Source organism: Paraburkholderia sp. GAS334 (assembly GCF_050436625.1).
Classification (GTDB): Bacteria; Pseudomonadota; Gammaproteobacteria; order Burkholderiales; family Burkholderiaceae; genus Paraburkholderia.
In genome coordinates this window covers 35,756-59,863 of the sequence record NZ_JBNDMO010000023.1, presented here as the reverse complement: position 1 = coordinate 59,863, position 24,108 = coordinate 35,756, and the positions used below count along the sequence as shown (strand labels likewise).

22 protein-coding genes and 2 pseudogenes are annotated in these 24,108 nt (G+C 58.4%); 11 read left to right on the top strand and 13 right to left on the bottom strand.

What is annotated here, in order from left to right; translation table 11 throughout:
* Positions 1–392: 392 nt before the first annotated feature.
* The 4 genes from hfq to P3T21_RS29855 form a co-directional block, all read right to left on the bottom strand.
* Complete coding sequence (gene hfq, locus P3T21_RS29870; RefSeq protein WP_429259554.1) at positions 393–728, bottom strand: RNA chaperone Hfq; 336 nt, start codon at positions 726–728, stop codon at positions 393–395.
* A gap of 18 nt (positions 729–746) precedes the next feature.
* Positions 747–956: a hypothetical protein gene (locus P3T21_RS29865; RefSeq protein ID WP_429259553.1), complete on the bottom strand. Its 210-nt coding sequence runs from the start codon at positions 954–956 to the stop codon at positions 747–749.
* Between the two features lie 392 nt (positions 957–1,348).
* Positions 1,349–2,164, bottom strand: coding sequence for an alpha/beta hydrolase (locus tag P3T21_RS29860; RefSeq protein ID WP_429259552.1), 816 nt, complete (start codon positions 2,162–2,164; stop codon positions 1,349–1,351).
* Between the two features lie 330 nt (positions 2,165–2,494).
* Positions 2,495–3,130, bottom strand: a complete 636-nt coding sequence (locus tag P3T21_RS29855) for a malonic semialdehyde reductase (RefSeq protein ID WP_429259551.1) — start codon at positions 3,128–3,130, stop codon at positions 2,495–2,497.
* Between the two features lie 342 nt (positions 3,131–3,472).
* On the opposite strand from P3T21_RS29855, the gene P3T21_RS29850 reads away from it, so the two are divergent.
* From P3T21_RS29850 to P3T21_RS29840, 3 genes and pseudogenes are all read left to right on the top strand, one after another.
* Positions 3,473–5,461 carry an acyl CoA:acetate/3-ketoacid CoA transferase gene (locus P3T21_RS29850; protein WP_429259550.1) on the top strand — a complete coding sequence of 663 codons (1,989 nt, stop codon included), beginning with the start codon at positions 3,473–3,475 and terminating at the stop codon, positions 5,459–5,461.
* Between the two features lie 106 nt (positions 5,462–5,567).
* Positions 5,568–6,091 (top strand): annotated as a pseudogene (locus P3T21_RS29845) (OB-fold nucleic acid binding domain-containing protein); the annotation flags it as partial.
* A 179-nt stretch (positions 6,092–6,270) separates the two neighbouring features.
* The gene (locus tag P3T21_RS29840; protein WP_429259549.1) at positions 6,271–7,230 is read left to right on the top strand and encodes an SOS response-associated peptidase family protein; all 960 of its coding nucleotides are present in this window, start codon (positions 6,271–6,273) and stop codon (positions 7,228–7,230) included.
* 290 nt (positions 7,231–7,520) lie between these two features.
* On the opposite strand, the gene P3T21_RS29835 is transcribed toward P3T21_RS29840, so the two are convergent.
* From P3T21_RS29835 to P3T21_RS29815, 5 genes are all read right to left on the bottom strand, one after another.
* Positions 7,521–8,606: a porin gene (locus P3T21_RS29835; protein WP_429259548.1), complete on the bottom strand. Its 1,086-nt coding sequence runs from the start codon at positions 8,604–8,606 to the stop codon at positions 7,521–7,523.
* An 89-nt stretch (positions 8,607–8,695) separates the two neighbouring features.
* Positions 8,696–10,009 (bottom strand): MFS transporter, encoded by a 1,314-nt coding sequence (locus P3T21_RS29830; RefSeq protein WP_429259547.1) that lies wholly within the window; start codon positions 10,007–10,009, stop codon positions 8,696–8,698.
* A 37-nt stretch (positions 10,010–10,046) separates the two neighbouring features.
* Positions 10,047–11,012, bottom strand: coding sequence for a PDR/VanB family oxidoreductase (locus P3T21_RS29825; RefSeq protein WP_429259546.1), 966 nt, complete (start codon positions 11,010–11,012; stop codon positions 10,047–10,049).
* Positions 11,013–11,023: 11 nt separating this feature from the next.
* The gene (locus tag P3T21_RS29820) at positions 11,024–11,803 is read right to left on the bottom strand and encodes an SDR family NAD(P)-dependent oxidoreductase (RefSeq protein ID WP_429259545.1); all 780 of its coding nucleotides are present in this window, start codon (positions 11,801–11,803) and stop codon (positions 11,024–11,026) included.
* A 60-nt stretch (positions 11,804–11,863) separates the two neighbouring features.
* Positions 11,864–13,135, bottom strand: a complete 1,272-nt coding sequence (locus P3T21_RS29815; protein WP_429259544.1) for a Rieske 2Fe-2S domain-containing protein — start codon at positions 13,133–13,135, stop codon at positions 11,864–11,866.
* Between the two features lie 146 nt (positions 13,136–13,281).
* Here P3T21_RS29815 and P3T21_RS29810 point away from each other — a divergent pair, with 146 nt between their 5' ends.
* The gene (locus tag P3T21_RS29810; RefSeq protein ID WP_429259543.1) at positions 13,282–14,040 is read left to right on the top strand and encodes an IclR family transcriptional regulator; all 759 of its coding nucleotides are present in this window, start codon (positions 13,282–13,284) and stop codon (positions 14,038–14,040) included.
* 502 nt (positions 14,041–14,542) lie between these two features.
* Positions 14,543–15,550, top strand: a complete 1,008-nt coding sequence (locus P3T21_RS29805; protein ID WP_429259542.1) for an H-NS family nucleoid-associated regulatory protein — start codon at positions 14,543–14,545, stop codon at positions 15,548–15,550.
* A 70-nt stretch (positions 15,551–15,620) separates the two neighbouring features.
* On the opposite strand, the gene P3T21_RS29800 is transcribed toward P3T21_RS29805, so the two are convergent.
* The gene (locus P3T21_RS29800) at positions 15,621–15,869 is read right to left on the bottom strand and encodes a hypothetical protein (protein WP_429259541.1); all 249 of its coding nucleotides are present in this window, start codon (positions 15,867–15,869) and stop codon (positions 15,621–15,623) included.
* 113 nt (positions 15,870–15,982) lie between these two features.
* Between P3T21_RS29800 and P3T21_RS29795 the strand changes: the two genes are divergently transcribed.
* A complete protein-coding gene (locus tag P3T21_RS29795) occupies positions 15,983–16,579 on the top strand; it encodes a hypothetical protein (protein ID WP_429259540.1) in 597 nt (198 codons plus the stop codon).
* Positions 16,580–16,633: 54 nt separating this feature from the next.
* Here the strand turns inward: P3T21_RS29795 and P3T21_RS29790 are convergent, their stop codons facing one another.
* On the bottom strand, positions 16,634–17,509 hold the full coding sequence (locus P3T21_RS29790; RefSeq protein ID WP_429259539.1) for an SDR family oxidoreductase: 876 nt from the start codon (positions 17,507–17,509) through the stop codon (positions 16,634–16,636).
* Between the two features lie 818 nt (positions 17,510–18,327).
* On the opposite strand from P3T21_RS29790, the gene phaP (P3T21_RS29785) reads away from it, so the two are divergent.
* The 5 genes and pseudogenes from phaP (P3T21_RS29785) (at position 18,328) to P3T21_RS29765 (ending at position 22,020) form a co-directional block, all read left to right on the top strand.
* Positions 18,328–18,798 (top strand): TIGR01841 family phasin, encoded by a 471-nt coding sequence (phaP, locus tag P3T21_RS29785; RefSeq protein WP_429259538.1) that lies wholly within the window; start codon positions 18,328–18,330, stop codon positions 18,796–18,798.
* A 313-nt stretch (positions 18,799–19,111) separates the two neighbouring features.
* Entirely contained in the window at positions 19,112–19,936 is an 825-nt protein-coding gene (locus P3T21_RS29780; protein ID WP_429259537.1) for an esterase/lipase family protein, read from the top strand.
* A 1,083-nt stretch (positions 19,937–21,019) separates the two neighbouring features.
* The gene (locus tag P3T21_RS29775; protein ID WP_429259536.1) at positions 21,020–21,364 is read left to right on the top strand and encodes a Uma2 family endonuclease; all 345 of its coding nucleotides are present in this window, start codon (positions 21,020–21,022) and stop codon (positions 21,362–21,364) included.
* A 75-nt stretch (positions 21,365–21,439) separates the two neighbouring features.
* Complete coding sequence (gene csgH / locus P3T21_RS29770; protein ID WP_429259535.1) at positions 21,440–21,757, top strand: curli-like amyloid fiber formation chaperone CsgH; 318 nt, start codon at positions 21,440–21,442, stop codon at positions 21,755–21,757.
* A 9-nt stretch (positions 21,758–21,766) separates the two neighbouring features.
* A pseudogene (locus P3T21_RS29765) lies at positions 21,767–22,020 on the top strand (cold-shock protein).
* Between the two features lie 697 nt (positions 22,021–22,717).
* On the opposite strand, the gene P3T21_RS29760 reads toward P3T21_RS29765, so the two are convergent.
* A complete protein-coding gene (locus P3T21_RS29760; RefSeq protein ID WP_429259534.1) occupies positions 22,718–22,987 on the bottom strand; it encodes a DUF1488 family protein in 270 nt (89 codons plus the stop codon).
* A 278-nt stretch (positions 22,988–23,265) separates the two neighbouring features.
* Positions 23,266–23,844: a TIGR01841 family phasin gene (gene phaP / locus P3T21_RS29755; protein WP_429259533.1), complete on the bottom strand. Its 579-nt coding sequence runs from the start codon at positions 23,842–23,844 to the stop codon at positions 23,266–23,268.
* Positions 23,845–24,108 lie beyond the last annotated feature (264 nt).

Sequence of the window (24,108 nt, the reverse complement as noted above, 5' to 3'; positions counted from 1 at the left end):
ATTCGTGTCGATTGACGCCAATTGAAGCGTTACCTCTGCACGCGGAGCGGGGACGACGCGCCGCATGGGTTTGGTTGGGATGAGTTACACGGAGCCTTGCACGCCATGAATCGTCGTCTGAATTTGGATGCACACCTCGAGAACACTCTCAAAAACAAGGGCTCCAGGCGGGTATTCGCAGCACGGCTGGACATGACCATCAAGCGAGCGAAGGTTACATCCGGTCGGTTGGCCAGGTCGCTCGGTGTACCAGAACGCGACGTTGCCCTTTGGCGCGCCGGAGTCACCGTTCCGAAGAGTACGGATTGTGAGCGCCTGTCTGAACTTCTGCACGTGGACCTCGCGTGGCTATGCGTAGATGAAGCGTAGGCCATGGCATGTCATGGCAGTTTTCATCGGATGCGAGCTCGCAAGTGGTTCGGCTTGTCGCGACTCATCGGCGCCTCGGTTGGGTCGCGTGCCGGGCCCCTGCCATTGACGGGCACCACGGTCGAAATGGCGTGTTTGAAAACAAGTTGCACGCCTGGACCAGACTCCAGCAGAACTGCAAACTGGTCAAAGCCGGCGAGTTGACCACTCAGTCTGATGCCGTTCACGAGGAACACGTTTACGGTGGTCTTGTCCTTTACAAGCGTCTGCAGAAAGTCGCCTTGTACGCACGTGCAGTCATGTTCTGAGGTCAAGGCGATAGGTCCTTCGATTGTGCCGGCGATACCTGCAGCCGCCACTAGTCCAGAGGGAGTGTGTTATTGCGGCTCCAGGGCGTCGAGGCGCGCTTGCGCAATCTCGCCCGGGTGTTCGTAGTGGTACGCATCGAACAACTGTGAGCATAGCTGAGCAAGTGAAGCGAGGTCGACCGCCTGGTCTGCGTGCTCCACCTCTCCTGCGTTGAGCACGTCATCGAGAACCGGAGCTAGACGGCGAAGTCGCACAAACGTGGCGGCCTCTAGTTTCATGTTGGACCTCCTGTGCCCAGACGGCGGAGCACACCCCGAGTCGACCAGCCCCAAGGCGATGTTTCCCCTTCATTTGCCTGGCTCGTTTATATGTCGATGGTAGCTGCAGCGAATTTCATGGTGTCTGTCCCCAGAATGCGGGCACACGATGCAGGACCGGCATGGGCGGTATCGCGCTAGTCCGCAAGACTATATTCCAATCTACGCTTTTCAGCTTTCCTCGTGCTGACACGCTGGTTACGGTTCCTGCTGCCGGGCGCGCCGATGTGAACTGGCCTCAGCCGACGCGCGCGCACGCACACTCGTACCGCGCGCGTTAACCGGTAAGCTTTATCCGGCGGCTATGGACGTCTTCGGCGAGAGACCCATTTGTCCTGACACGTTCGGATTTGTTATCGCGCTGGCGCCACCTGCAGCCAGCGAAAAACTTCTCGCCAGCGGTCGATGGTCATCGAGCTGAACCAGTCATTGTGACCGGCGCCGGGCAATAGCAGGAGCTGCGCATGAGGATGCAGGCGGGCAAGCCGTTCGGCGTGCCAAACGGGGATGAGTGTATCTTGCTCGCAACCGACTACGACGACCCGACCTGCATAGTGCTTCAGCGCGTCGACCGAATCGAACGGGTCACGCAACATCCATCGCACTGGAAACAGCCGTAGCTTCTCCGAGGCAACACTTTCCAGCGAATCCCAAGACGTGGTGAGCAGCACACCGGCGACCGCTGACTCGTTGCCGGAGACTACTTGTGCTGCCATGCCGGCACCCAGCGACTCGCCGGCCAAAAATACTGGTCCTGTCCATTGTGCACTGGCGTCGGAAAGCGCGCTTCGCGATGCTGCCAACGCCGCTCTCATCGTTCGCGCGCCCGGTCTCCTGCCATGGCCGGGATACTCGACCAGGACAGCCCGGTATCCAAAACGCACAAACACTTCGGCAAGTGACTGCTTGTTCTCCGCCGACTCTGCGTTACCGTGATAGACGAGGACCGTTCCAACCGGTTTGCGGCCATCTGGGGTGACCACATATCCTGAGTACCCGCCGCTGGGGTACCACGCTTGGACCTCATAGTCCCCATGATGTCCCGACCGGATATCCGTCACGCTTGGTACCGGAGGGAGCAGCAGCCGGTCCTGGAAAACGTAAAGAGCCACCGCCGCCGCAACATAGACGACGAGCGCGAAGCGGAGGGCAGAAAACAACAGGGACATATCGCTTGCAGTGTGTGCACGTGGTCTGCGCGCATGCGCTATCACTTCGTTCCGGGTCTCGCCGTTAATTTGCAGTCGTATCGCCGGGCACGTACTTCACTGCCGCTCGTTAAAAAAGCCGCAGCGCAACTGCGATGCCATCGCGAGGAATGGTGCATAGTGCTGGCGTGTCTTTCCGGGTAGGGGGAGGATTTGCGGGGCGATGGGCCCCGCTTTTTTCCTGGCTCCTCTGATTAGAAAGCGGTCCTTGTGAGGTAAGCGGCGTCAGGTACGCCGGGTTGAAACAACAATCGCACAGACGTGAGCAAGTTCCTCCGGATGCGTCCCGGGTCATAAAAGTGTGCACGCCTGGTCGAAATCGAGGCGCGGGCCGCGCGGGTGCAGAGTAGAAGCATCGCCGTAGCCCAAGTTGCACAAGAAGTTCGATTTGAGGTGTCCTTCCGGGAAGAACTCTTCGTCGGTGCCCCGGTCGCTTTTCCCTGCTGCGAAAAACTCCTCGTCGACCTTCGCGTTATCGAAGCCGGACATCGGTCCGCAATCGAGCCCCAGGGCACGAGCGGCGAGAATCAGATAGGCGCCTTGCAGAGCGGAATTGCGCCTCGCGGTCGTGTCGACCAGTTCCGGCGCACTGGCGAAGTGGTCGCGCATGCCGGGGTTGTGCGGAAAAAGCGTGGGCAGCTTTTCGTAAAAATTCAGGTCGTAAGCGATGATGGCCGTCACAGGGGCGCTTATCACCTTGTCTACGTTCCCCGGGGAGAGGGCTGGCACCAGCCGTTCCTTGGCCTCTTTCGTGCGGAGGAAAACGATTCTTGCGGGGTTGCAGTTGGCGCTGGTGGGAGCCCACTTCATGAGGTCATAAAGTTGCCGCAGCGTTTCATCGGCGACCGGTTGGTTCAGCCACGCACTATGCGTGCGTGCTTCACGGAACAAAAGATTGAGCCCGTCATCATTCAGTATGTTGTTCATGAAACCTCCTCGAATGGGAAGACGGCGGTGACCACGCACGGTGCGCTCCCGCGTAACAGAATTGTAGTTGCGGCTCCCACGTTTATTCCGTCGAGTCCGACAGGAGTAGCCACCGACCGCTTCGGTGGTTCATCTTCCTCTCTCTTGAACATTCGCTCGTTCTTCCGGCACCATCACCGCGTTCGGGCCGAAAAATGTCGTCAAGGAGCAAGCATTTGTGTTCGTCTCGCGCTAGGCTAATACCGCGTGGGCAAGCGCTCGACCCTGAATCTTCCGGGCCGCGCCGCGCTCGACGAATAATCAGACAGCGCCGGATATGTTCAGGCGCACAGCGGAGACATCATGAGCGCAGGTTTTCAACACCCGTTCCCCGCGTCCGCGCGAAGTGTCGAGCGCGGAAAAATTGTGACGGCCCGGGAAGCGGTGCAGCTCATACATCCCGGAGACACTGTTGCCACCAGCGGCTTTGTGGGGATTGGCTTTGCGGAAGAAGTGGCTGTCGCACTTGAGCAGCTCTTCCTTGAGAGCAAGGTGGCCGGCGCTCCATCGGCTTTCGACCTGACCTTGGTCTACGCAGCCGGACAGGGTGATGGGAAGACAAAAGGTTTGAACCATTTCGCCCACGACGGTTTGGTGCGCAGGGTGGTCGGCGGCCATTGGGGGCTTGTTCCAGGTTTGCAGCAGTTGGCCATAGAAGGGCGTATCGAAGCGTACAACCTCCCGCAAGGGGTGATTTCCCACCTGTTTCGGGACATTGCGGCGCACAAACCTGGACATCTTTCGACCATTGGCCTGGGCACGTTCGTCGACCCGCGGCACGGCGGAGGGAAGTTGAACGCAAGGACGACCGAAGACCTGGTAAGCCTGATAACGGTTGGCGGAAGCGAATACCTGTTTTACAAGACGTTTCCGATAAACGTGGCAATTGTCCGGGGTACGACCGCCGATGCTAGCGGCAACATCACGATGGAAAAGGAGGCACTGACGTTGGAGGCACTATCCATTGCGATGGCGGCCCGTAACTCGGGAGGCATCGTTATCGCGCAGGTTGAACGTGTGGCTGACGCGAACAGCTTGAGTCCCCGGGAGGTCAAGATTCCCGGAATCATGGTCGATTGCGTGGTGGTCGCGAAGACTGAGAACCATTGGCAGACGTTCGCCGAGCCATATAGTCCGGCGTACTCGAGCGAATTGAGGGTTGCAGCGAGTTCCATCCCGTCCATGCCCATGAGTGAGCGCAAAGTCATTGCGAGGCGCGCAGCGTTCGAACTGATGGCCAATGGCGTCGTGAACTTGGGTATCGGCATGCCCGAAGGAATCGCCAGCGTTGCAAACGAAGAACAGGTCATCGACCTCTTTACGATGACAACGGAGCCTGGCGTTATCGGCGGCATTCCGGCAGGCGGACTGAACTTTGGCGCAGCAACCAACACACACGCCATCATCGACCAGCCCTACCAGTTCGACTTCTACGACGGCGGAGGGCTGGACATTGCTTTCCTTGGTCTCGCCCAGGCAGACAGGCAGGGCAATCTTAATGTGAGCAAGTTCGGTCCCAAACTGGCCGGCGCGGGAGGGTTTATCAATATCAGCCAGAGCGCCAAGAAGGTGGTGTTCGTCGGCACATTCAACGCCGGGAAGCAGGAAATTGCCATTCAAAACGGCACGTTGAAAATCCTCAGGGAGGGTACATGTCAGAAGTTCGTCGACTCCGTTGAGCACCGGACCTTCAGCGGAGAGTATGCAGTAAGTAGAGGCCAATCCGTGCTCTATATAACGGAGCGCTGCGTGTTCCATCTCACTCGCGACGGCGTTGAGCTGGTTGAGGTTGCACCGGGCATTGACGTCAAAGGTGACATCATTTCGCAGATGGGCTTCACGCCGGTCATCAAGACGCCGCCTCGGGTAATGGACGCGCGCATCTTCCGTGACGTGCCGATGGGCCTGCGGGCCGTTCTGCTCAGCCTGCGGCTGAGCGAACGATTCAGCTACGACTCCGCGAAGAATATGTTCTTCATCAACTTTGAGGGACATGAGGTTAGAAGCGTGGATGACGTCGAGGCCATCCGGTCACAGGTGGAGTCAAACTTGTCGGGCCTTGGGGTGAAGCCATACGCCATAGTCAACTACGACAACTTCTCCATCCGTCCCGAAATTATCGACGCGTATTCAGACATGGTGGCGGACTTGGTGAACCGCTTCTATTCCGGCGTCACCAGGTATACGACCAGCAGCTTCCTCAGAATGAAGCTCGGGGATGCGTTGCAACAGCGAAGCGTTGCGTCTTATATCTACGAAAGCCCTGAGGAAGCCAAGGCGCATGCAGAGTGACCCGGCTCTCCCCAGTTCATAAGCGACGGCGGCCCCAGCCTTCATCCAGAATGAAGGTGCCGCCGCCGCAGGCAGTCTGGGTGCGGTAGGCCTGGAAGCTGTAGGTTTCGTGCGCCGCGAAGCACTGTGGCAGTCGGTTGCCTCCGTGCCTGACAAAGACATGCTCTCGGTTGCGAAGGTTGAAGAAGAATCACCAGAGCTGGGTGCGCCCTCCGAAGCGGAAGATTTCATCGGTGACTATCGGTCGACTGGCTAACACTCGGGCGACATCCCCTTGCACTACTGCGCCCGCAGTTGCTTGCCAACAAACTTATGCCAGCCTCACCGTTGCAGACCTATCGGAACGGTCGGCTCGCGCGCGGCTGCGGCATCGTCACCGTGCGTCGACGGCCAGAGACGGCAAAGGGCGTCATTTTTATCACCATCAAGGACGAGACCGGCAACGTCAACGTCATCGTCTGGCCCAAAGTGCTTGAACAACAGCGCAAGGAAGTCCTTGGCGTATCGCTACTCGGAGTGCTTGGCGTATGGCAGTGTGAAGGTGAAGTACGGCACCTTGTCGCGCAACGCCTCATCGATATGTCGTATCTGCTCGGCGAGCTGCCATCAATGAGCCGTAGCTTCCATTGACTGCGGAATTCGGGGCTCGGGACTGACGCCGGGCACGCGTCGCCGTTTCACGATTCGTCTCAACATACGAATACATCCTGGTTCGCCGACTCAAAGACGATGCCGTACTGCGGTCACTCGTTGTCGAGCCGACGGCCCGCGAGGGTGGATTATCATGGAGCTGCAAACCGGAGGTTCGCATGTGCTACTCGGCCCAGATTCAAGCTGACTATCGCAAGTTCGTACGGATGTTTGGCGCGACGATGAGCCTCAAGGAATTCGCGCGCCTCTTTTTCGAGCGAGCGGAGGGCAGCAAAGCGAAGATTCCGAAGGCTATGGAAGACGCGTTTTCGGAGCCTCAGTCCGATGCCGAGCGCGAGGTGAAGGCGCTCATCGACCGGTTTAACGCGGAGCAGGTGACGAAGCTCGAGCAGGACCTGTTCAAGCAGCGCACTCGCTTGGCGGACGCCGAGCGTTCACTTCAGACTAAGGTGACGAAAGCAGCCGCCGAAAGCCAGCGAATAGCCACCGACAAAATCGCCTGGGCCCGCGGCAAGCTTGACGACATACAGCGGACCGAGCCGAAGGTCCCCGATTCGCGCATCTTCCCTGGGCACTACGCGCCAGTGATGGTAATGGAGAACGGACAGCGCGTCATAAAGCCCATGCGCTATCAGTGCCGCATTGCGGGCAAACCGGCGTCGTATGACGTCAAATTCCCCGGAACCTACAACGCCCGAATAGATAACTTGGAAGGTTTTTGGAAGCCTCTGTTCGGTTACTCGCACGGCATCCTTGTAGCCAGCGCGTTTTATGAAAACGTCGGCCGCGCCAAGATGGAAGGGCGTGAGCTTGCTGAAGGCGAGAAAGCTGAAAATGTCATTTTGGAGTTTCACCCTATTCCCGCGCACGACATGCTCATCGCATGCCTGTGGTCCCGTTGGTCCGCGCCGGGTGAACCTGACTTGTTGTCCTTTGCTGCCATTACAGATGAGCCGCCTCCGGAAGTTGCGGCAGCGGGGCATAACCGATGCATCATTCCAATAAAGCCAGAGAACGTCGATGCGTGGCTGAGTCCGGATGCGTCGGACTTGGCGGCACTGTATGCGATACTTGACGACAGGGACCGTCCTTACTACGAGCACCGGCTGGCTGCTTAATGCAAAGATACGGCTCCGGGTCCTATTGAGTGACAGGGAATTTTCGTCGAACGTCTTTCCTACAGCGACGCACCTTAAGGTGTTCCATCACGAGCTGTCAGCAGCAACGCGTCTAATGCGCTCCTTGCGTCTTGACGATGCGAACAGTGCCGACAACCACGCGGAGCGCCGCGGCGGTCGCACCGCCCACCAAGGCTACGTGAGCGCCACCTTGCCCGTAGGCTGCGGACACGCGCCAGCGACACCGGCCCTCATGCGCAGCCCGCGTAGTCCTGCTGGCCCCACACAACTCAGAAAGCATGCGCGATTCCGACTACCACCGCGAGTTGGTTGGCGCCGGTCGCGACTGGGGTGGTCGACCCTGTCGCACTCAAGGCAGACTTCGCGCTGTTGATGACGTACGTGGCATCCGCGTACAGCGTGGTGCGCTTGGATAACAGGTAGTCTGCGTTGACGCCTGAGCTGATGGCATGCGCCGAAACCGTCCGAAATGCATGATAGTACGACCCCGCCGAAACTTGAAACGCCGGCGTTATCTTATAGCGAAGGCCTCCAAATGCCATGGTCTGCGGCGGTGACGCCGCGAACGTAGCGGCAATGTCGTTCAGAAGGAGTTCGTAACCAGCGTACAGGGTCGCATTGCCGATAGTCCACGAACCGCCCGCGAGATAGCGCCGCTCGCTGTCGCCGGACGAGGCAACACTCGTCCCTTGGCGTTGCTCATAAACGAAGGTCAGGTTAAATGGACCCTGGCGATACCGGCCACCAATATCAAATTGCTTGCCAACGCGGAACTCTCCCGGCACCTGGGCACCATTCGCAATCGTCGAATCGTAGCCAAAACTGTAGAGCGCGTTCAGCTCGAACGGACCGGCGTGCCCCAGATACTCGAGCGCGTTATCGGCCCGTCCAACAAACTGCGCATCCTGGGCCGACAAGCCATAGCTGGAGTAGTTGAGAGGGTCGAGCGCCAGGAAGAAGCGGTACATAGGCGTCATCTGCCGGCCAGCCATCACCGCACCGAACTTATCGCTCTCCAGGCCAACGAACGCCTGGCGGCCGAACAACCGTCCTCCCTGCTGCAAAGTACCATTATTCGTTGCGAAGCCCGATTCGAGCGTGAATATCGAGCGCAGACCTGCCCCAAGGTCTTCCTTGCCAGTGAAACCCCAACGAGAATTGATGCGATTGCCGGTGTTAACACGAAACAGGTTACCGGAGCCTTGCTTGGCTGCATGGGTGACGTACTCGACGCCAGAGTCAAGAATACCGTAAAGCGTTACCGAGGACTGAGCGTGAGCTGCAATAGTTGCAGACGAACATATCGTAGCTGCGAGAACTGTCCTCAAAAGTCGCGTACCGTGATTCGATTTCAAGCTAGTCTCCTTATTGTGAGTAGGTATACTAATGAAGTACTAAAGCGACACATCGATTTTTCTATTTGCATCCAATCGCGCGGACCGAATTAAACCTGTGCGATGCGTTTGCTCACGAACAGCATCGCTACAAGACCGATGACCGGCCCGATGGCAAGCGTAAGAACGGCAAGCACGATTGAATGCGTCCCGCCATAGACGCGTCCGACAGCCAGAGGAGACACAGCGCTGCCCATTTGCCAAATGGCGTTCGTCCAACCAGCGCTCGCTCCAGCCAGACGTTTTCCGGATGCGTCGCTCACCTGTGCCATAAGCACCGGCAGGTAACCATATGAGAACGCGCCAAGAACCGGAGCGACGATATAAAACTGCGCGACAGTCGAGCACATGCCGAACACCACAAGAGTGATGGCAAACGCGACCAGAACCAAAATGGACATGAGCCGACGCGAGATTCCCGGCAGGTCGGAAATCCAACCGAGCGTGGGTTTCGCAATGACCGCGCCGATGCCGAAAGACGCGATAATCGACCCAGCCAAGACGGGAGAAAGGCCGTATTGCCGCGTCATCAGCGCATTTCCCCATGCGCCGAAGCCAACAGTCGCCCAGAGACCGCCGCAACCAGCGATGGAAAGAAATATCAGATTGCGATTGCGCAAGAGACTAAGCATCTCTTTCGCACTGTTGCGAGCCGGAGCTCGTTCGCCAACCGGGCGATTCTTGAGAAACAGAAGGGAAATGATGCCCCAGGCGAACGTGGCAATGCCGAGCATGCGAAACGCGCTGGCCCAGCCGTACTGCGCGGAAATAGTGGGCACGATTGCATTGGCGAGGACCACGGCGAGCGATGTTGCCGTGGTGTAAATGCCCATGGCTCGACCGCGGTCTCGCGTGAACCACGCAGGAATCACCTTCATCCCGGCCGAATAGTCAGCTCCGGCTGCAAAGCCCATTGCCAGTTGAATCAGAATGCCCACCGTCAACGAGGTCGTCTCACCAAAGAAGAACGTGAAGACACCCAGCGGAAGCAGGGCGAGCGTCATCATGGCCCGACCGCCGAGAAGATCGGTCAGCATGCCTCCGATGATGTTTGCAACCACGTATCCGGCATAGAACGCCGTAACAAAGGCACCAAGGAGCGACACCTTGATACCGAGCGATGCGCCAACAGGCGCTGCGACCGTGCTCCATGCGACGCGGTCGACGTAGCTGAGAAGAAATGCTGCCCACACGATAAACAGAGCAACCCAGCGGTAGGGGCTCGCCGCCGTTTCACCGACGCTTGACGCGGCCCAGTCCGCGCCCGATGCGTCACTCGATGACGTTAGGTTTTTTCCCACGACTCCTCCATGCAGGGCGTGCATACGCCGCCCGTATTCTTCTTCCGTTTTGACATCCGGCACTTAAGGCGCGCCGGGCGTGTGTTGCGGGGTTGCAGCGTTACAGGTCCAGCACAAGTCTCCTGGACTTCGAGCGCGAGCAGCACGGTAGAAACTGGTCGTTTCGCGACTGCTCTTCCGGAGATAGAAACAGGTCTCGATGTTCCGGCTCGCCGTCGAGAACGCGGGTAAGGCAGGTTCCACAAATGCCCTGCTCGCACGAAACGGGTACGTCAACTCCAGCGTCCGCGAGCGCCTGCGTCACCGTGCGGTCTGCGGGGATGGTCACCGTCTTTCCAGTGCGTGCAAGGCTCACTTCAAAGCTGCCATCGGCCGACGTGTCGACGGTGGGAGCCGAGAAGAACTCGTAGTGCATTCGACTCTCTGGCCACCCGCTCGCACGCGCCGCATCAAGCACCGCGTTCATGAAGCCTTGCGGCCCGCAGACATAGAGATGCGTGTCCGGGGTTGCGTCCTTGAGTAGCGCATCAAGACGAAGCCGTTGGTGCTCATCCTCATCGTCGAAGTGATAGTGAACGCGCTCAGCCCAAGACGCGTCCGCGAGCCGCTCGAGGAAAGCCGCACGCGAACGCGAGCGTGCACAGTAGTGCAGCTCGAAATCTTTACCGATACGGTCGAGGTGCTGTGCCATGCAAAGCAACGGAGTGAGCCCAATGCCCCCGGCCAACATCAGGTGCTTCGCAGGAATGGACGCGAGCGCGAAGTGATTGCGAGGCATACTGACGCTCAGTTCGTCCCCTTCTTTAACTGCGTCGTGCATACCTGCCGAACCACCTCGCGAGTGCTCTTCGCGTAACACGGCAATTTGATAACGCGAGCGCTCGTGGGGCGCGCTGCAAAGCGAATACTGCCGCACATGCCCCGTTGGCAAGTGGACATCGATGTGTGAGCCAGCATCGAACGCCGGCAAATCCCGACCGTCTAAACTTGCGAATTCAAAACTGACGATGCCGTCAGCCTCGATATTGCGCCGCGCAACTCGCACCATCATCGTGGAATTCTTCATGGCCACCACCGTCACATAATCGACAAGCCGCCGTCGACCATCAGCGTGGTGCCGGTGATAAACGATGCTTCATCGCTCGCAAGCCATAGAATCGGCCATGCGACCTCCTCAGGAGACGCCCAACGTTCTAACAACGACGTGTCTTGCCTTTGTGTTTTGAGCATCTCTACACTCTTTCCAGCAGCCTGCGCCCGATTGACGTGAAAATCAGTCAGCGTCGAGCCTGGGCATATTGCGTTGGCACGCACACCGTGTGCAGCCTCTTCGAAGGCAAGTGTGCGAGTCATAGCGAGCATGCCGGCCTTAGTTGCATCGTAGAGGCCCATGCCCTTGCGGCCGGTGACCGCGTAGCAGGACGATACGTTGACGATGCTCGCCGAACCCGCCGCACGCAACAACGGCAAAGCAGCCCTGCAGTAGTTCGAGGTTCCCACCAGATTCACTGACACCATGCTTTGCCATTCTTCCGGTGTCGCGTCGGCGAGCGCGCTGTAGTTACGCATCGCGGCATTGTTGACGAGCACGTCAAGCTGGCCGAACACACGTTCGGCAATCTCGACGGCTGCAACAGCTTGGTCGGCGTTCGCCACGTCAGCGACATACGTTTGAATCCTTGCTGCGGCATTCCGGCTGAGCAAGTCGTCTGCGACGTTCGCGAGCGCTTGTGGATTTGCGTCGACGAGGACGACTGCAGCGCCTTCGTCACAGAACACACGCGCGGTAGAAGCACCAATGCCGCCTCCGCCGCCCGTAATCAGAGCGACCCTGTCTCTTAGTCTTGAACCTTGCATCTCACGCCGGCGCGGTGCCGGCCTCCTTATGCAGAGTTGAGTAATGAGCGATGAGCTCGTTTAGATGGAGTAAATCGGCTGGCCCTTGCCATCCGAGAGATGGATGACAGCCCACTCTTGCGGTTTCTGGTCGCGCGGGAGCAAGGCGCCGGCCGCGCGCACGCGCTGCTGGTCTGCATCGATTGCGGGCGGGTCGGTGTCAACCTGCAAAGCGGTAGCTGCTTCATAGAGCATGCGTCGAGCCATTACGATGGCGCGGTCCGTCGGCAACAGCTTCTCTTTGCTGTGGTCCTGAATGGGGCCCATGCTTTCCTGCAGCGACGCGTCCTGCATCGCGAAGCCGAAGACGCCTGAATATGCGCGCTTGTCCTTTTGGGCCTGACGGTCAATCAGATAGTCGTTGTTCTTGTTCGCCCTCGGACGGAACGTGCCCGGCTCGTATTCGCAGTGAATGCCCTTACCTGCGGTCAGGTCGCTCATCTCTTCCTCGGACAACGGACGGTCCGGACGGAAGTTGATACTCCACGCCCAGCAGGTGTGGTCGTCAATCGGCACCCAGACGTGACCTGCTAGTGAGTGGTCGCCAAATGGCGGAATGAGCGTGTACCACGGGAAGAGGTACTGCGTGATTCGCCAGTAGTAAGAATCGGGCTCGCCATTGCGACGCCCGAAGAGCGTGAGGCCGAACGGCTGCTTCTCGATTTCGAAGATGACGTTGCCATCCGCCTTGATGTACTCGAGCGCTTTGGTGCCTTGGTGCATCGGGTCTTCGTCGACTTCGTAGCGGTGCACGTACGAGACGTGGCTCGTGTCGATGCCGCCTTCCATGGCCTGCAGATAGTTGGACTCTTGCAGACGTTTGGAAACGAATACGTGGTCCGCCGGCAGGTTGCACCATTCGAGGTCCGGCGGTGCCGGTTGCTTGTCTTTAGGGCCCATGTAAGCCCAGACAATGCCGGCGCGCTCGATACACGGGTATGCCGTGATGCTCATGTGTTTGCACGCTTGCGGCGCGGACGGCACCTCGACGCAGTTTCCATTTCGGTCGAATTTGAGGCCGTGATACGAGCAGCGGATGCCGTTCTCCTCGTTGCGTCCGAAATAGAGGGACACACCGCGATGCGAACAGAACTCGTCGATCAGCGCCGCATTGCCGTCGGAATCCCGAAACGCCAGCAACTTTTCTCCAAGGATTTGCACGCGCACCGGCGGGCAGTCTGGCTCCGCAATTTCGCTTACCAGCAGAATCGGCACCCAGTAGCGCCGCATCAGGTTACCCATTGCTGTGCCGGGATCAGTGCGCACAAGCGTTTCCGACATGTTCTTGTCCATGCTCAAACTCCAAATCGTATGTGGGGTTGTCCGTCTGATGAGATTATGTTCTCATTCTACGGACACGAGATTTGAAGTCAAGCATCGCCGACTAGGTAGTTTCTCTACAATGGCGCAGACGGCATCGCCCAAGGGGACAGCGGAACATGGAAGAAAAAAAGGGGCACGAGAGCGTTCGTGCGGTTGAGCGAGCTTTGGAAATACTTTTGGCGTTCAGGCCAGGAGATGAATCTCTGACCGTCGCTGAGTTGCTTGGGCGAGTGAACCTCAGCCGTCCGACGTTGTATCGGCTGCTAAACACATTGGAGCAGGCCGGGTTCCTCGCATCGTCAGGTGAACCGCAGCGGTTCCACCTGGGAAGTTCGGTGGCTCAATTAGCCCACGTCTGGCTGAGCGAACACAGAATCGCCGAGCTGGCGCAGCCGGTGCTGCGCAACCTATGGGAGGCGACGTCCGAGACCGTGGCTCTGTTTGTTCCAGATGACACGTATCGACTTTGCGTGGCAGAACTGGAGAGTCATCAGCCGCTTAGTTTTCGACGCGGTGTCGGCTACCGCGAAAAGCTTGTGCGCGGCGCTAGCGGCCGCACCATTCTTTCGCAGATGCGACTGACACCAGACGAATTAACGCGTTATCTCGTCGACCCTACCCAGGATGTGTCGGCGTTGATTCAAGACATCGAACAAATCCGTTCAAAAGGGTTTGGTACAAGTCACCACGAATTGATTGATGGCGCTGTCGCCGTGGCGGCACCTTTCTTCAACGGGGCCAATCAGGTCGCAGGGTCGCTATGCATCTTTGGTCCGAGCGTCCGGGTCACCGAGCAGCGGGTCGAGGAGTTCGGAGAATTGCTCAAGCGTGCAACCGTCGCTTTATCTCGCCTTCTCGGCCAGCAAGTGTCCTGAGAATTTGGGGCCATGGCCCAACATGGACACCCACATTGCACAGTTCAAACCTGAAGGCAATGTACGCGATACTTGATGACAGAGACCGGCCGTACTATGAGCATCGACTTGCGGCATAGTGAGTGGCCGGGCGAACATCGGTGGTCGTGGCATAGGCTGCAGCGTCGTCGTGATTGTTGCGTACTGACTTACTGACGCACCCCGACGAACCAAGGCGCCTGCTCTCTCAGGCACTTTGCATTTCAGCGCCACGTCGCGGAACGCCTCACTTGCGCTAGACTGGCTTGAGCAACCGGAAGGAGGCCTGGATGATACGCAAGCACCGGGGAACCACCAAGTAATGTTCGCGGCAAGGACAAGCCTTGAGCGGACCGCATTGAAGGGCATGGAGCGCGGCGACGCAGTGTTGTGATTTTTGGTGATACGCCGCTTTAGTCAATGCACTAGCCTTTTCTAGCGCGACCGTGGCATATTGGTACCACATTTATGAGGAGGCCACCTGATGGCAACAACTTTGGAAGCAGTCCAGGCGAAGATGAAAAAACTGCAAGCGCAGGCGGATGCGCTGATTGCAAAGCAATCGTCGGGCGTCATCGAAAAGATTCGCGAGTTGATGGCGAAGCGCGGCCTGACCACTGCCGACATTGAGGCGCACTCTGACGGCAAGCGGCGCGCCGCGAAGGCAGTTGTTAAGACCATGAGCAAAGGCAGTGTTGCTGCGGTCAAGTATCGCGACCCGAAGAGTGGTGCAACCTGGACCGGACACGGCCGGGCACCAGGTTGGATTGCCGCCGCGAAGAACCGAGACAAATTCTTGGTTGATGGAAGTACGGCGACAACGAAACCGGCTTCTGTCAGCAAAGCGAAGGCTGCTGGCAACTATGTCCGTGGGCCGCAGCCGGCGATGTACCAGGACCCAAAGTCGGGCGCGACGTGGAGTGGACGCGGCCGCGCGCCGGCGTGGATTGCTGAAGCCAAAGACCGCAACAAATTTTTGATTGCAGGGGGCGATGAAGCCCTTGTTGCGGCGCCGGTCGGCGCAGCGAGCAAGGCCAAGACCGCGGTCAAAGCAGCTTCGAAGACGGTCGGTGCAACTTCTGGCAATGGACAGCGAAAAGGTCCGCAGCCGGCTAAGTATCGCGACCCGAAATCCAGCGCGACTTGGAGCGGACGCGGTCCGGCTCCAGCGTGGCTGGCTGGTGCCAAGGACAGGACGAGTTTTTTGATTGATGGCGCCAGCGCGGCGGCGGATGCGGGTGCCGCGAGCAAACCGAACACTACGACCAAGAAGGTCGCAGCGACAAAGTCCGCACCGTCGAAGAAGGTTGCGGTGAAGAAAACTGCTGCAAAGAAGGCGGTGAACGCGAAGGAACCGGCTAAGAAAGCGCCTGCGAAGAAGGTCGCGACGGCTTCGGTTAAGAAAGCGCCCGCGAAGACGGCACCACGGAAGAGCGTGGCCGTGACGGTTCCGGTGGCAACAGTTGAGCCTGGCGCCGAGTTGACAACCTGAACGTAACTTTCAGGTGCCCGGTGGACCAGCGATTTTCTGGTTCCACCGGGTACACCAAGCCGACGACGTTTTATTGCGCCTGCGCTGCTTGACGTTGGGCTGCTTGCTGTTGAGCCTGCTCTTGAGCGTGCTGCTTCGCAAGGTGTCTGCCGACCATGCAGCCACCGACCGCACCAACGACGGCGTGGTGCCCCGCGTAATGCCCGGCGACCCCACCCACCACCGCGCCCTTGAGGCAACCTGCGGCGTTTGCCGTGCCTGCCGTTGCGAAGACTAGCGTTGTTGCAATCAAGGCGGTTCTTATCAAGCTAGCTTTCATTCAAAGATACTCAGAGGTTGAATTTTTCGGATGCGGCGCTGTCCGATGTCGTTTCAATACCCGCGCCAATCACGACGTTCGCGCCACTTGCAGAATCCGGGAAAAATACCGATGTGCGTCTGCTTGACTTCTGCATAACTGAGTACTTGCGGCGGGAGGAGTTTGAGAAGGCCGATGCATTCGCCTGGCGGCGCTTCGAGTCACGCCCCGTTGCCGAAGCGTTCACGGCGCTACTGGATGTCGCCACGGCAACCGGTCGGTACGATACAACGCGCGAGCGCGCACTTAACCATCTGTGGGCGCTTGTCCGCACTGAAGAGGCGCCGACCAAAGCGAAGCGCAGCCACTGGCAAACGCCGAGTCGCACCGAACTGGTCAAAGTTTTTCTTGCCGAGTGCGAAAGCGAGACCGCATGGGAAGCGTTCTGCGGAGGTCCCGTGGCGATAAACATGTGGGCAACGATGGCGGCCGTGCGCGGTAAGACGCATCCGCACGACGTCATTGCGCTGTATCACCGACTGCTGCCGATTGCGGCCGAGAGCGGAACACGAAACGCCCGATATGACGAAGCGTTCGGCATCGTGCGCACCATAGGGAAGTTGCGGGCAGAGCTGAAGGAGCACTCACAGTTCGTTGATGAGCTCGAGACCGTTCGCCAGATGTATCGCGCCAAGCGCAACTTCATCAAGCTGCTGGCAACGCTGGGTTAGCGATACCGGGTGACAGGCGATAGCACGTAAGAGCTACAGTGTGGTCGGCAAATCTCACTGTGCCTTGGCTCGCTTCGCCATATTGTCCGCCGGTAGCATGCCCGGCAACGCTTCTACAAAGAAATCTGCTTGCAATGCCGTTCCAGTCTGCATGTCGTACTGTGCAAAGTTCCGCACGCCCGCCGCCAGCAGGACTTCGTCGTCGAGGAAAAAATTTCCCGAACACTCTTTAGCGAGGCGCGTCAGGATAAAGTGGGCCGCGTCGGCGACTATTTCCGGCTTGCGACATGCCGCAATCATGTCCGCGCCGCCAATCTCGTTTCGCACGGCATCAGTTGCGATGGCAGTTCTGGGCCATAGTGAATTGACCGCGACACCGCGGTCCTTGAACTCGCCAGCAAGCGCCAGCGTGAACAGGCTCATCGTGTATTTTGCGATGGTGTATGCCGGAAAATCTTTAAACCACTTCGCGTCGCTGACCAATGGCGGCGACAGTGTGAGGATGTGCGGGTTCGACGAATTGAGGAGGTGAGGCAGGCAGGCCTGTGCGCATACGAACGTGCCTCTGCCATTGACTCCATGCATCAGGTCATACCGTTTGACAGGTGTGTCAAGTGTGCCAGTCAATCGAATGGCGCTGGCATTGTTCACGAGGATATCGATGCCACCGAATAACCCGACGGTCTCTGCAACTGCGGCTTTCACGCGTTCCTCGTCGCGAATGTCCACGACAAGCGGGAGCGCCTTGCCGCCAGCGGCTTCAACAGCCGCCGCCGCTGTATAAATTGTGCCCTCGAGACGCGGGTCCGGGTCGCCGGTCTTCGCCGCAATCACGATGTTGGCGCCGTCACGTGCGGCTCTGAGTGCAATGGCGAGTCCGATGCCGCGACTGCCACCAGACATGAATATGGTCTTGCCGGCAAGGCTCATGGTCGTCTCCTGAACACTCCCTGTAGCATACGCTGCTGCCGTCATCACGCCATTGCCGATACGGACGTTCCTCGTGAACGCGATGGTGTACGTCACTCATCTCGTCGTGAGTCCCAGACGTGGAACCCCTCGTTCGCGTGAGGCTTGTGGGCCGTCGTGCAACGCTGGTCATTCCATGCGAAGGACGACGCAGCGGTTGTGATGGTTTCGAAGCACTCTTGCCTTGATGCGTCCCGCCTGGAGCTTCGGGCGGATTACAGACTTCGATATAGCCCTCACCCGCAAACGCGGTCGATATGCACGCCAGCAACAGCAGGCCGCAGCCAACCAATCGCACCTCTTCTTCTCCGTATTGCGAGGCTTCAGCCAATCACTTCAGCGAATAGCTTCTCCTACAAACGTGCCATCGCAGCCACGGCAAAAATGCCGGTCGCGCATGGACCCATTGACCCGCCACTCGGTGGCGCTCGCGGAGCTCGGCGTCTCCTACAGACCGGCCATTTCTGCATGCGTGGAAGACGAGTTTCCGCGGTGGCCCTGGCGCGAACTGAGGCAGCTCGCGTCGTACGGTAACCAGGTTTAGTCGTTCCGAGCCGTCTTCGCGGCGGGAACTTGAGAGGACGACGCGACGGAGGAACGCATCCCAACTTGGCGCTGACGGCCTTTGCGCCGACACCCGCGAAGAAACGATTGACTTCCGAAAAATCGCTTGTACAATGAATTTTGTTGCATTGCAGCAATTAGCCCTCGCGGCGCGTGGTTTGTGTTTTGATGCAGAGTTCTCTCGCACTCGCCGCCTCACCCTATCTGGAGCAGTGATGAGCACTCTTATCCCCCAACAATTAGTCAACGCGCAGAGCGCCGGTGTACAACAGGTGTTCGCTTTTGCGACCAAGGCCTTCGACGGCATCGAAAAGCTGGTTGCGCTTAATTTGCAAGTCGTCAAAGCGACCCTCGCCGAGAATCAGGAAATCATGACCAAGGCGGTGTCGGCCAAGCCGGAAGAATTATTTGCGCTGTCGACGAGCCTCGTGCAGCCTGCAGCCGAAAAGGTGGCGTCGTACAGTCGTCACGTCTATGAAATCCTGTCGGCCATGCAGGGCGAACTCTCCTCGGCCACGCAGGCGCAGTTCCAACAGTATCAGCGTGACGCACAAGGGCTAGTCGAGAACCTCGCGAAGCACGCGCCGCTCGGTAGTGAGACTGCCGTAACTGCATGGAAATCGGCCATTGCGACGGCCAGCGCGGCCTCCGAACCGGCTAACAAGGCCACGAAGGAAGCGGCATAACCTAGTCGCTGCTGCGAAGTAACGATTATTGGCGGGGCGGCAGCGCCCTGGCAATTTTGAATGCGGACTTCGGTTCGCTTTTTTTTTGCGCGGCGCGATTGGTGCCGTCAAGAGACTGCGATTCCAGGAGCGCCTCGTGAATATTGGCGCTCTTCGGTAACGCGAGCGATTCATGTTGCCTCGAGCGGTAAACCCCCAAGCCTGTTTGCACATTTTCCTGCAAATTGGCCACGTTGCGGCAAGAATTTGTTGCGATGCAGCAAGTTAAGCCCATACTGGGTGAACCGCACCTCGGTGCGCCTTTGGAGATGTGATGGATACCTTGGAACGTAAGCCGCCCCCGGCGGTGCTTCTTGCCCTGGAACCCCTTCGGGCAATATCAGACTATGTCGCGGGCCATGCTCCTCTGGTCGAGCCTCTGCCGCGCGGTGACGGCCATCCGGTGCTCGTGTTCCCGGGTCTGGGTGCCAGTGGGGCGGCGACTGCCGGCCTGCGTGAGCGGTTGCAGGCGCTGGACTACGACGTTCACGACTGGGAACAGGGCATCAACCAGTGGCCCAACGCCGATTTCGAAGAGTTGCTTTTGTTATTGGGCGACCATCTGAAGCGGATATATGCACGCAGCGGACATCCCGTTTCGTTGATTGGATGGAGTCTCGGTGGGGTGTACGCCCGTGAGCTGGCCAAGAAGCACCCGGAACTGGTACGACAGGTCATCACCCTCGCGACGCCGTTTGCGGACCAGCCAAACTCGACCCATGCCGGATGGCTCTTTACCCTGTTGAACGGGGGCGTGTCGCCGGTGGATGAAGCGCTACTCAAGCAGTTAAGCATCGACCCTGCGGTGCCCTGCACATCGGTGTACTCGCCATCCGACGGCATCGTGGGATGGCAGGGATGTATCGGCACCGAATCCGCGCATCATCGCAATATCGAGGTCGACAACGTAAGTCACATGGGCATGGTCCACAACCCCGAGGTGCTGCGTGTTGTGGCCGGCCTTCTTGCAGAGCCTCGCCACGGCGCTTTCCGCACATTCATCGACACCTGTATCGCCAAGGTGTTCAAACCGACTGAGGCGAAGCACGTAGGTGAGCCTCACACATCTCTGTCGCCGCCTGAACCACCAGGCGCCTGAAGACTAACGGCTTTTCCCAACAGCGCCCAAGACATATACGATTCTCCGGTCACTTGGCGCTGGTTTCCATTCTAGCCCGTGTGTAGTCCGGCGCCTATCGTCTACAACGGTGTGATTCGGATTGCAGAGCAATAAGGATATTGTGGGCACGGTAACTCCGCGTTACCAAACTCTCACGCCGTTTCCCCTGTAAATGCGAGACCTCCCTAGACTTCCTTCCCGGGCCGTTAAGGCTGAACTTGCGTGACGATTGACCATGTTCCGGTAGGGAATGTCAAAGCAGGTGCAACGGCGGGCATTGCTGCAAGTCGACGCCGCAGTCTAGGTCTCCGGTCATGGCACGCGCCGACGCAGGGGCTACCCCACCACGGGAGGATTCAATGCAAAAATGCCACAGCCTTCAGTGACTGCACAATTCGGAGACGCGGAGATGTGCGCAGAGTACTGCGAGCAAACCGGCCGTCTTCGCATCCTCCACGAGGGAGTTCGTCTGCGCGAATGGTTTCCCCCCAATTCATGGATGACCATCGCGTCAGTCGCTGGCGCTCGCAACTGGGGAACACGACCAGACCTGGGTGAGCTTCGCGCGTTGCTCGAGAATCAGATGTCGTTGTTGCGCGTCGATTAGGCGCCATTCGGTGAACGTCCGAATCTGGCATCCAGGCTTCAAAGACTCCTCACGCCCGACTGGACTCGTTCGCAAACACCAGCAGATTCGCGGGCATCGCCGACAAGAGATTGGCTCGCCGCAACCATGCACGAGCAGGCACGTCCCCCTGCAAGTCGCGCCAGTTGTGCACTGCACCCATACATAATTGTTAAATCGTGGCGAGAGGGTATACGCTTAATTAACCTCCGAGCGAGAAGCTTATGGACGTGCCCGCTCTTCTGGACCGCGATGGATTGCTTGCCGCGTGGCGTCACCTGGCCACAGGGGCGGAATTTGGTCAGCGGAAGCCGTACGAGTTGGACCAGTACGGTGGAGCGGTGGTGAACTCGCGCCCCTCGGCGAGGCGTCAGATAGTACTTACCGATATTTTCTGTCATCTGACCGAGCAACTCGGTCACCTTGCCGGAATGTAGATGGCTGTCATCACCTCCTCATCTGGTATCAGAATCCCCGACGTTGTCTGGATGCCGTGCGAAAAGTGGGAAAGCTTCGACCGCGACGACCCAGTGCCGTTCGTACCTGACCTTTGTGTTGAGGTGCTTCTCGATAGTGACAGAGCGCGGGACATCGGCCGTAGGGTCAATGCTTATCTTGAAGGGGGTGCCGTCGAAGTCATTGTCGTCGGCCAGGGCGGACGGGTTGAGTTTTGGGGAGCCAGCGGCCAACGGCCAGCTTCAATATTCGGCATGGCGCTATCGTTTGACCACATGTATATCGAAGAAGCGGGCGTGGTCACTGTACCCGGTGTTCGCTGTTGAATAGACGCCTCAAGCAGACAATTCCAGAGCAACCTGCCTTTCTGATTGTTTGTGGCATGGCTTGTGAGGTGAGTCATGGTGACAGCTGACGTCAACCTGAACGTCTGGTTCGATGTAAGCCCGAATCAGAGCCAGGTCCTGGTAGTGCCCTACGTGAAGTCCGCGCGAGACGTGCGGCTCCAGTATCAACTGAACGTGGTCAACACTGGCAAGAGCGGCAGTTCGAGCATTTCGCAAGGGGGCACGTTAACCGTGTCGCACGGCCAGCCCAAAGCCGTATCGTCGGTTCAGGTGACGCCCCAAGCCGGGGGGACATGCGAAATTGACCTGACGTTACATGAGGGCGACAGGGAGGTAGGACAGTATTCCTTTGATTGCATGGCCAGGAAGTGAAAGTATGTGATGTCGCCATACCTCTCGTTACGGGCGCGTGCCCAAACGCGGCGTCGTACGCCGACACGTATAGCCACTGGACTATTCCAGGATGCGAAGGGCTTTGGCTTCATTACGCCGGACGATGGCGGCGAAGACCTGTTGCTCATTTTTCGGAAGTGAAGGCGGAGGGCTTCAAATCTCTTCAGGAGGGGCAAAAGGTGAGCTTCGAGGTCAAGCAAGGACCGAAGGGTAAGCAGGCGACCAACATTCAACCAATCTGACACCTAAGCGCACTCGCTGTCGCGCAAAGAATGGTGCGCCGAAGCGGACCATTCTTTTTCAGCTATGTGCCGTTTGTAAGCGTCGGCGCGAAACTGACCAGCATTCACGACGCTGCGCAGAGCAGTCCTCGCCGTCAGGGCAGCCGCTATCGCACGCATCCGTGCGCTGGGCGCATGCTCCAAGCTGCGCGGCAAAGCGTGCTGAAAACCGCTCAATAGTCACCGCTAGTCCACACTTGGTCGACTGCACGCAGGAACACTCTCAGCGTTGAACACTCGAACCGATGCATACTTCCGTTGTCTACCACTATACGTGCGCGCCAACGACTGGCGCTGAAGGTAGAACGATGGCAAAGGAAAAAACTCTGTCACATGAGGCGCTGGCCCTTGAACGCGTCGTCAGTGCCGCGCGAGAGGTATACGCGGCTTCAACAGCACTCGAGGCGCGCTTTGGCGAGGAAGGAAGTCGGCAACCGTCCACACTGGAGCTCGCGAGATTCGCCGCCGCCATGCAGGAACTGCGAGACGCACGCGAAGCGTTCGACGTCCTGGTTGCAGGCAACCCAGAGCCACGTCGTTGATTGACCATACCCGCATGGGATGACGGGGTCTTCACGCAACCGGGCGTACGGCAATTAAAGCGCTCCCGATTGCGATGGCTTGTCTCTCGCGGCGAGAGACATGACACGTGAGTCCATCAAAGGGAAAAGTCTGCAGCGTTTAGCCTTATTGGCTCGCCCGGGACTCTCAATACCTTTCGCTCAACAGCAGCTGCAATCCGCCTGTGTCCGTCCGTATAAGATTTTAGAAGACGCGCATCGTTTGCGCCGATGGGCGCCCAGAAATACTGTTCGAGTACGTCTCGGGTAATCGAACATTGCACCGCACGTCCACGGGCAAAGACGACGAAAACGACAAGTTTTCCGTCTGACGAAACGCTGGCTTCTGCAGTGAGGGTGCTGTCCATGGCGGTATTGGTTCTTTCTTGACCTGGTCGATGGGCCGTCCCTGAAAGGACTCGCGTCGATACCGGTCTCATCATAAATCATCCGACCGTACGCCTAGAAGAGTATCGCTCACATCGGTCGGGCCGCGGAATGATGACGGGCGCGAGACGTGCGCCATATCGTCAAAGAAACGCGGGATGGCCACGGAGTCGGCCGCCGAGGGTGACCGCAGCTGTCGGAATTCACATAAAAAAAGCGAGCAGGGCTCGCTTCACACAGCTTCAGGCCATCGCCAACATCACTCGGATGATTTGGTCTCGGCCTCTTTGACCCGTGCAACGACGGCCCGTTTAGCCGTCCCGTTCGCGCCCGCAGCGACAACGTTAGCGTTGCTTTCGGCAATCTCCACCGCTTGCTTCGTAGCTTTTTTGGCAGCTTCATACGTCTCGCTGGCCGTCGTGACGAATGCCTTCCATGCGGCCACGGTGGTTTCGCTTCCTGCCGGTGCGTTCTTCGTGATGCTGTCGACGAACCCTTGTGCTTCGTTCTGGAACTGCTTGAAATGCGTTTCAGCGGCGGCTGCACATTGACTTTGCGTGCTGGACAGGATTTCGTACACGTGTTGCCAGTACGACCGCACTTTTTCTGCAACAGGTTGTGCCTGGCTGGTCTGCAGAGCGAACAACCCCGGCAGGTCTCCGGACGAAAACGCCTTGGCAACGATTTCCTGATTTTCGGCAAGGGTCGCCTTGACGACTTGTACATTCAGCTCAACAAGCTTTTCCAAGCCTTCGAAAGCTTTCGTCAGGAAACCAAATGTCGATTCGACGCCAGCTTTCTGTGCAGCGAGTAGTTGTTCCGGGACAAGACCGTTCATCACTAACTCCATAGAGGGGTGGGTACGCGCAGGAAGTTTTGTTGCGGCGCAGCGAGTCACTATTCTAGGGAGGGTCGTGTCAATGTCAACCACTGTTGCGACGCGCGTCGCGTCCGAGTGGCACGCAATACCATGATGGCAGTGGGGTGCAGCCGACCTGTAAGTGGAAACCCTGCTGACCGGCTTAGCCTCAACTCGATAGAGAAGTGAGCGTTTCATCAGACGATTGCCGCGCCGATGATGGGGACATTGGATTCGCGGCAG

Excerpts from the sequence above, each read along its gene's own strand:
- P3T21_RS29815 (WP_429259544.1), bottom strand. The coding sequence starts at position 13,135 with ATGGACAAGAACATGTCGGAAACGCTTGTGCGCACTGATCCCGGCACA.
- P3T21_RS29855 (WP_429259551.1), bottom strand. The coding sequence starts at position 3,130 with ATGAACAACATACTGAATGATGACGGGCTCAATCTTTTGTTCCGTGAA.
- phaP (WP_429259533.1), bottom strand. The coding sequence starts at position 23,844 with ATGAACGGTCTTGTCCCGGAACAACTACTCGCTGCACAGAAAGCTGGC.
- P3T21_RS29825 (WP_429259546.1), bottom strand. The coding sequence starts at position 11,012 with ATGAAGAATTCCACGATGATGGTGCGAGTTGCGCGGCGCAATATCGAG.
- P3T21_RS29810 (WP_429259543.1), top strand. The coding sequence starts at position 13,282 with ATGGAAGAAAAAAAGGGGCACGAGAGCGTTCGTGCGGTTGAGCGAGCT.
- phaP (WP_429259538.1), top strand. The coding sequence starts at position 18,328 with ATGAGCACTCTTATCCCCCAACAATTAGTCAACGCGCAGAGCGCCGGT.
- P3T21_RS29775 (WP_429259536.1), top strand. The coding sequence starts at position 21,020 with ATGGCTGTCATCACCTCCTCATCTGGTATCAGAATCCCCGACGTTGTC.
- P3T21_RS29820 (WP_429259545.1), bottom strand. The coding sequence starts at position 11,803 with ATGCAAGGTTCAAGACTAAGAGACAGGGTCGCTCTGATTACGGGCGGC.
- P3T21_RS29840 (WP_429259549.1), top strand. The coding sequence starts at position 6,271 with ATGTGCTACTCGGCCCAGATTCAAGCTGACTATCGCAAGTTCGTACGG.
- P3T21_RS29850 (WP_429259550.1), top strand. The coding sequence starts at position 3,473 with ATGAGCGCAGGTTTTCAACACCCGTTCCCCGCGTCCGCGCGAAGTGTC.
- P3T21_RS29780 (WP_429259537.1), top strand. The coding sequence starts at position 19,112 with ATGGATACCTTGGAACGTAAGCCGCCCCCGGCGGTGCTTCTTGCCCTG.
- P3T21_RS29860 (WP_429259552.1), bottom strand. The coding sequence starts at position 2,164 with ATGTCCCTGTTGTTTTCTGCCCTCCGCTTCGCGCTCGTCGTCTATGTT.
- P3T21_RS29805 (WP_429259542.1), top strand. The coding sequence starts at position 14,543 with ATGGCAACAACTTTGGAAGCAGTCCAGGCGAAGATGAAAAAACTGCAA.
- P3T21_RS29800 (WP_429259541.1), bottom strand. The coding sequence starts at position 15,869 with ATGAAAGCTAGCTTGATAAGAACCGCCTTGATTGCAACAACGCTAGTC.
- P3T21_RS29865 (WP_429259553.1), bottom strand. The coding sequence starts at position 956 with ATGAAACTAGAGGCCGCCACGTTTGTGCGACTTCGCCGTCTAGCTCCG.
- P3T21_RS29790 (WP_429259539.1), bottom strand. The coding sequence starts at position 17,509 with ATGAGCCTTGCCGGCAAGACCATATTCATGTCTGGTGGCAGTCGCGGC.
- P3T21_RS29760 (WP_429259534.1), bottom strand. The coding sequence starts at position 22,987 with ATGGACAGCACCCTCACTGCAGAAGCCAGCGTTTCGTCAGACGGAAAA.
- csgH (WP_429259535.1), top strand. The coding sequence starts at position 21,440 with ATGGTGACAGCTGACGTCAACCTGAACGTCTGGTTCGATGTAAGCCCG.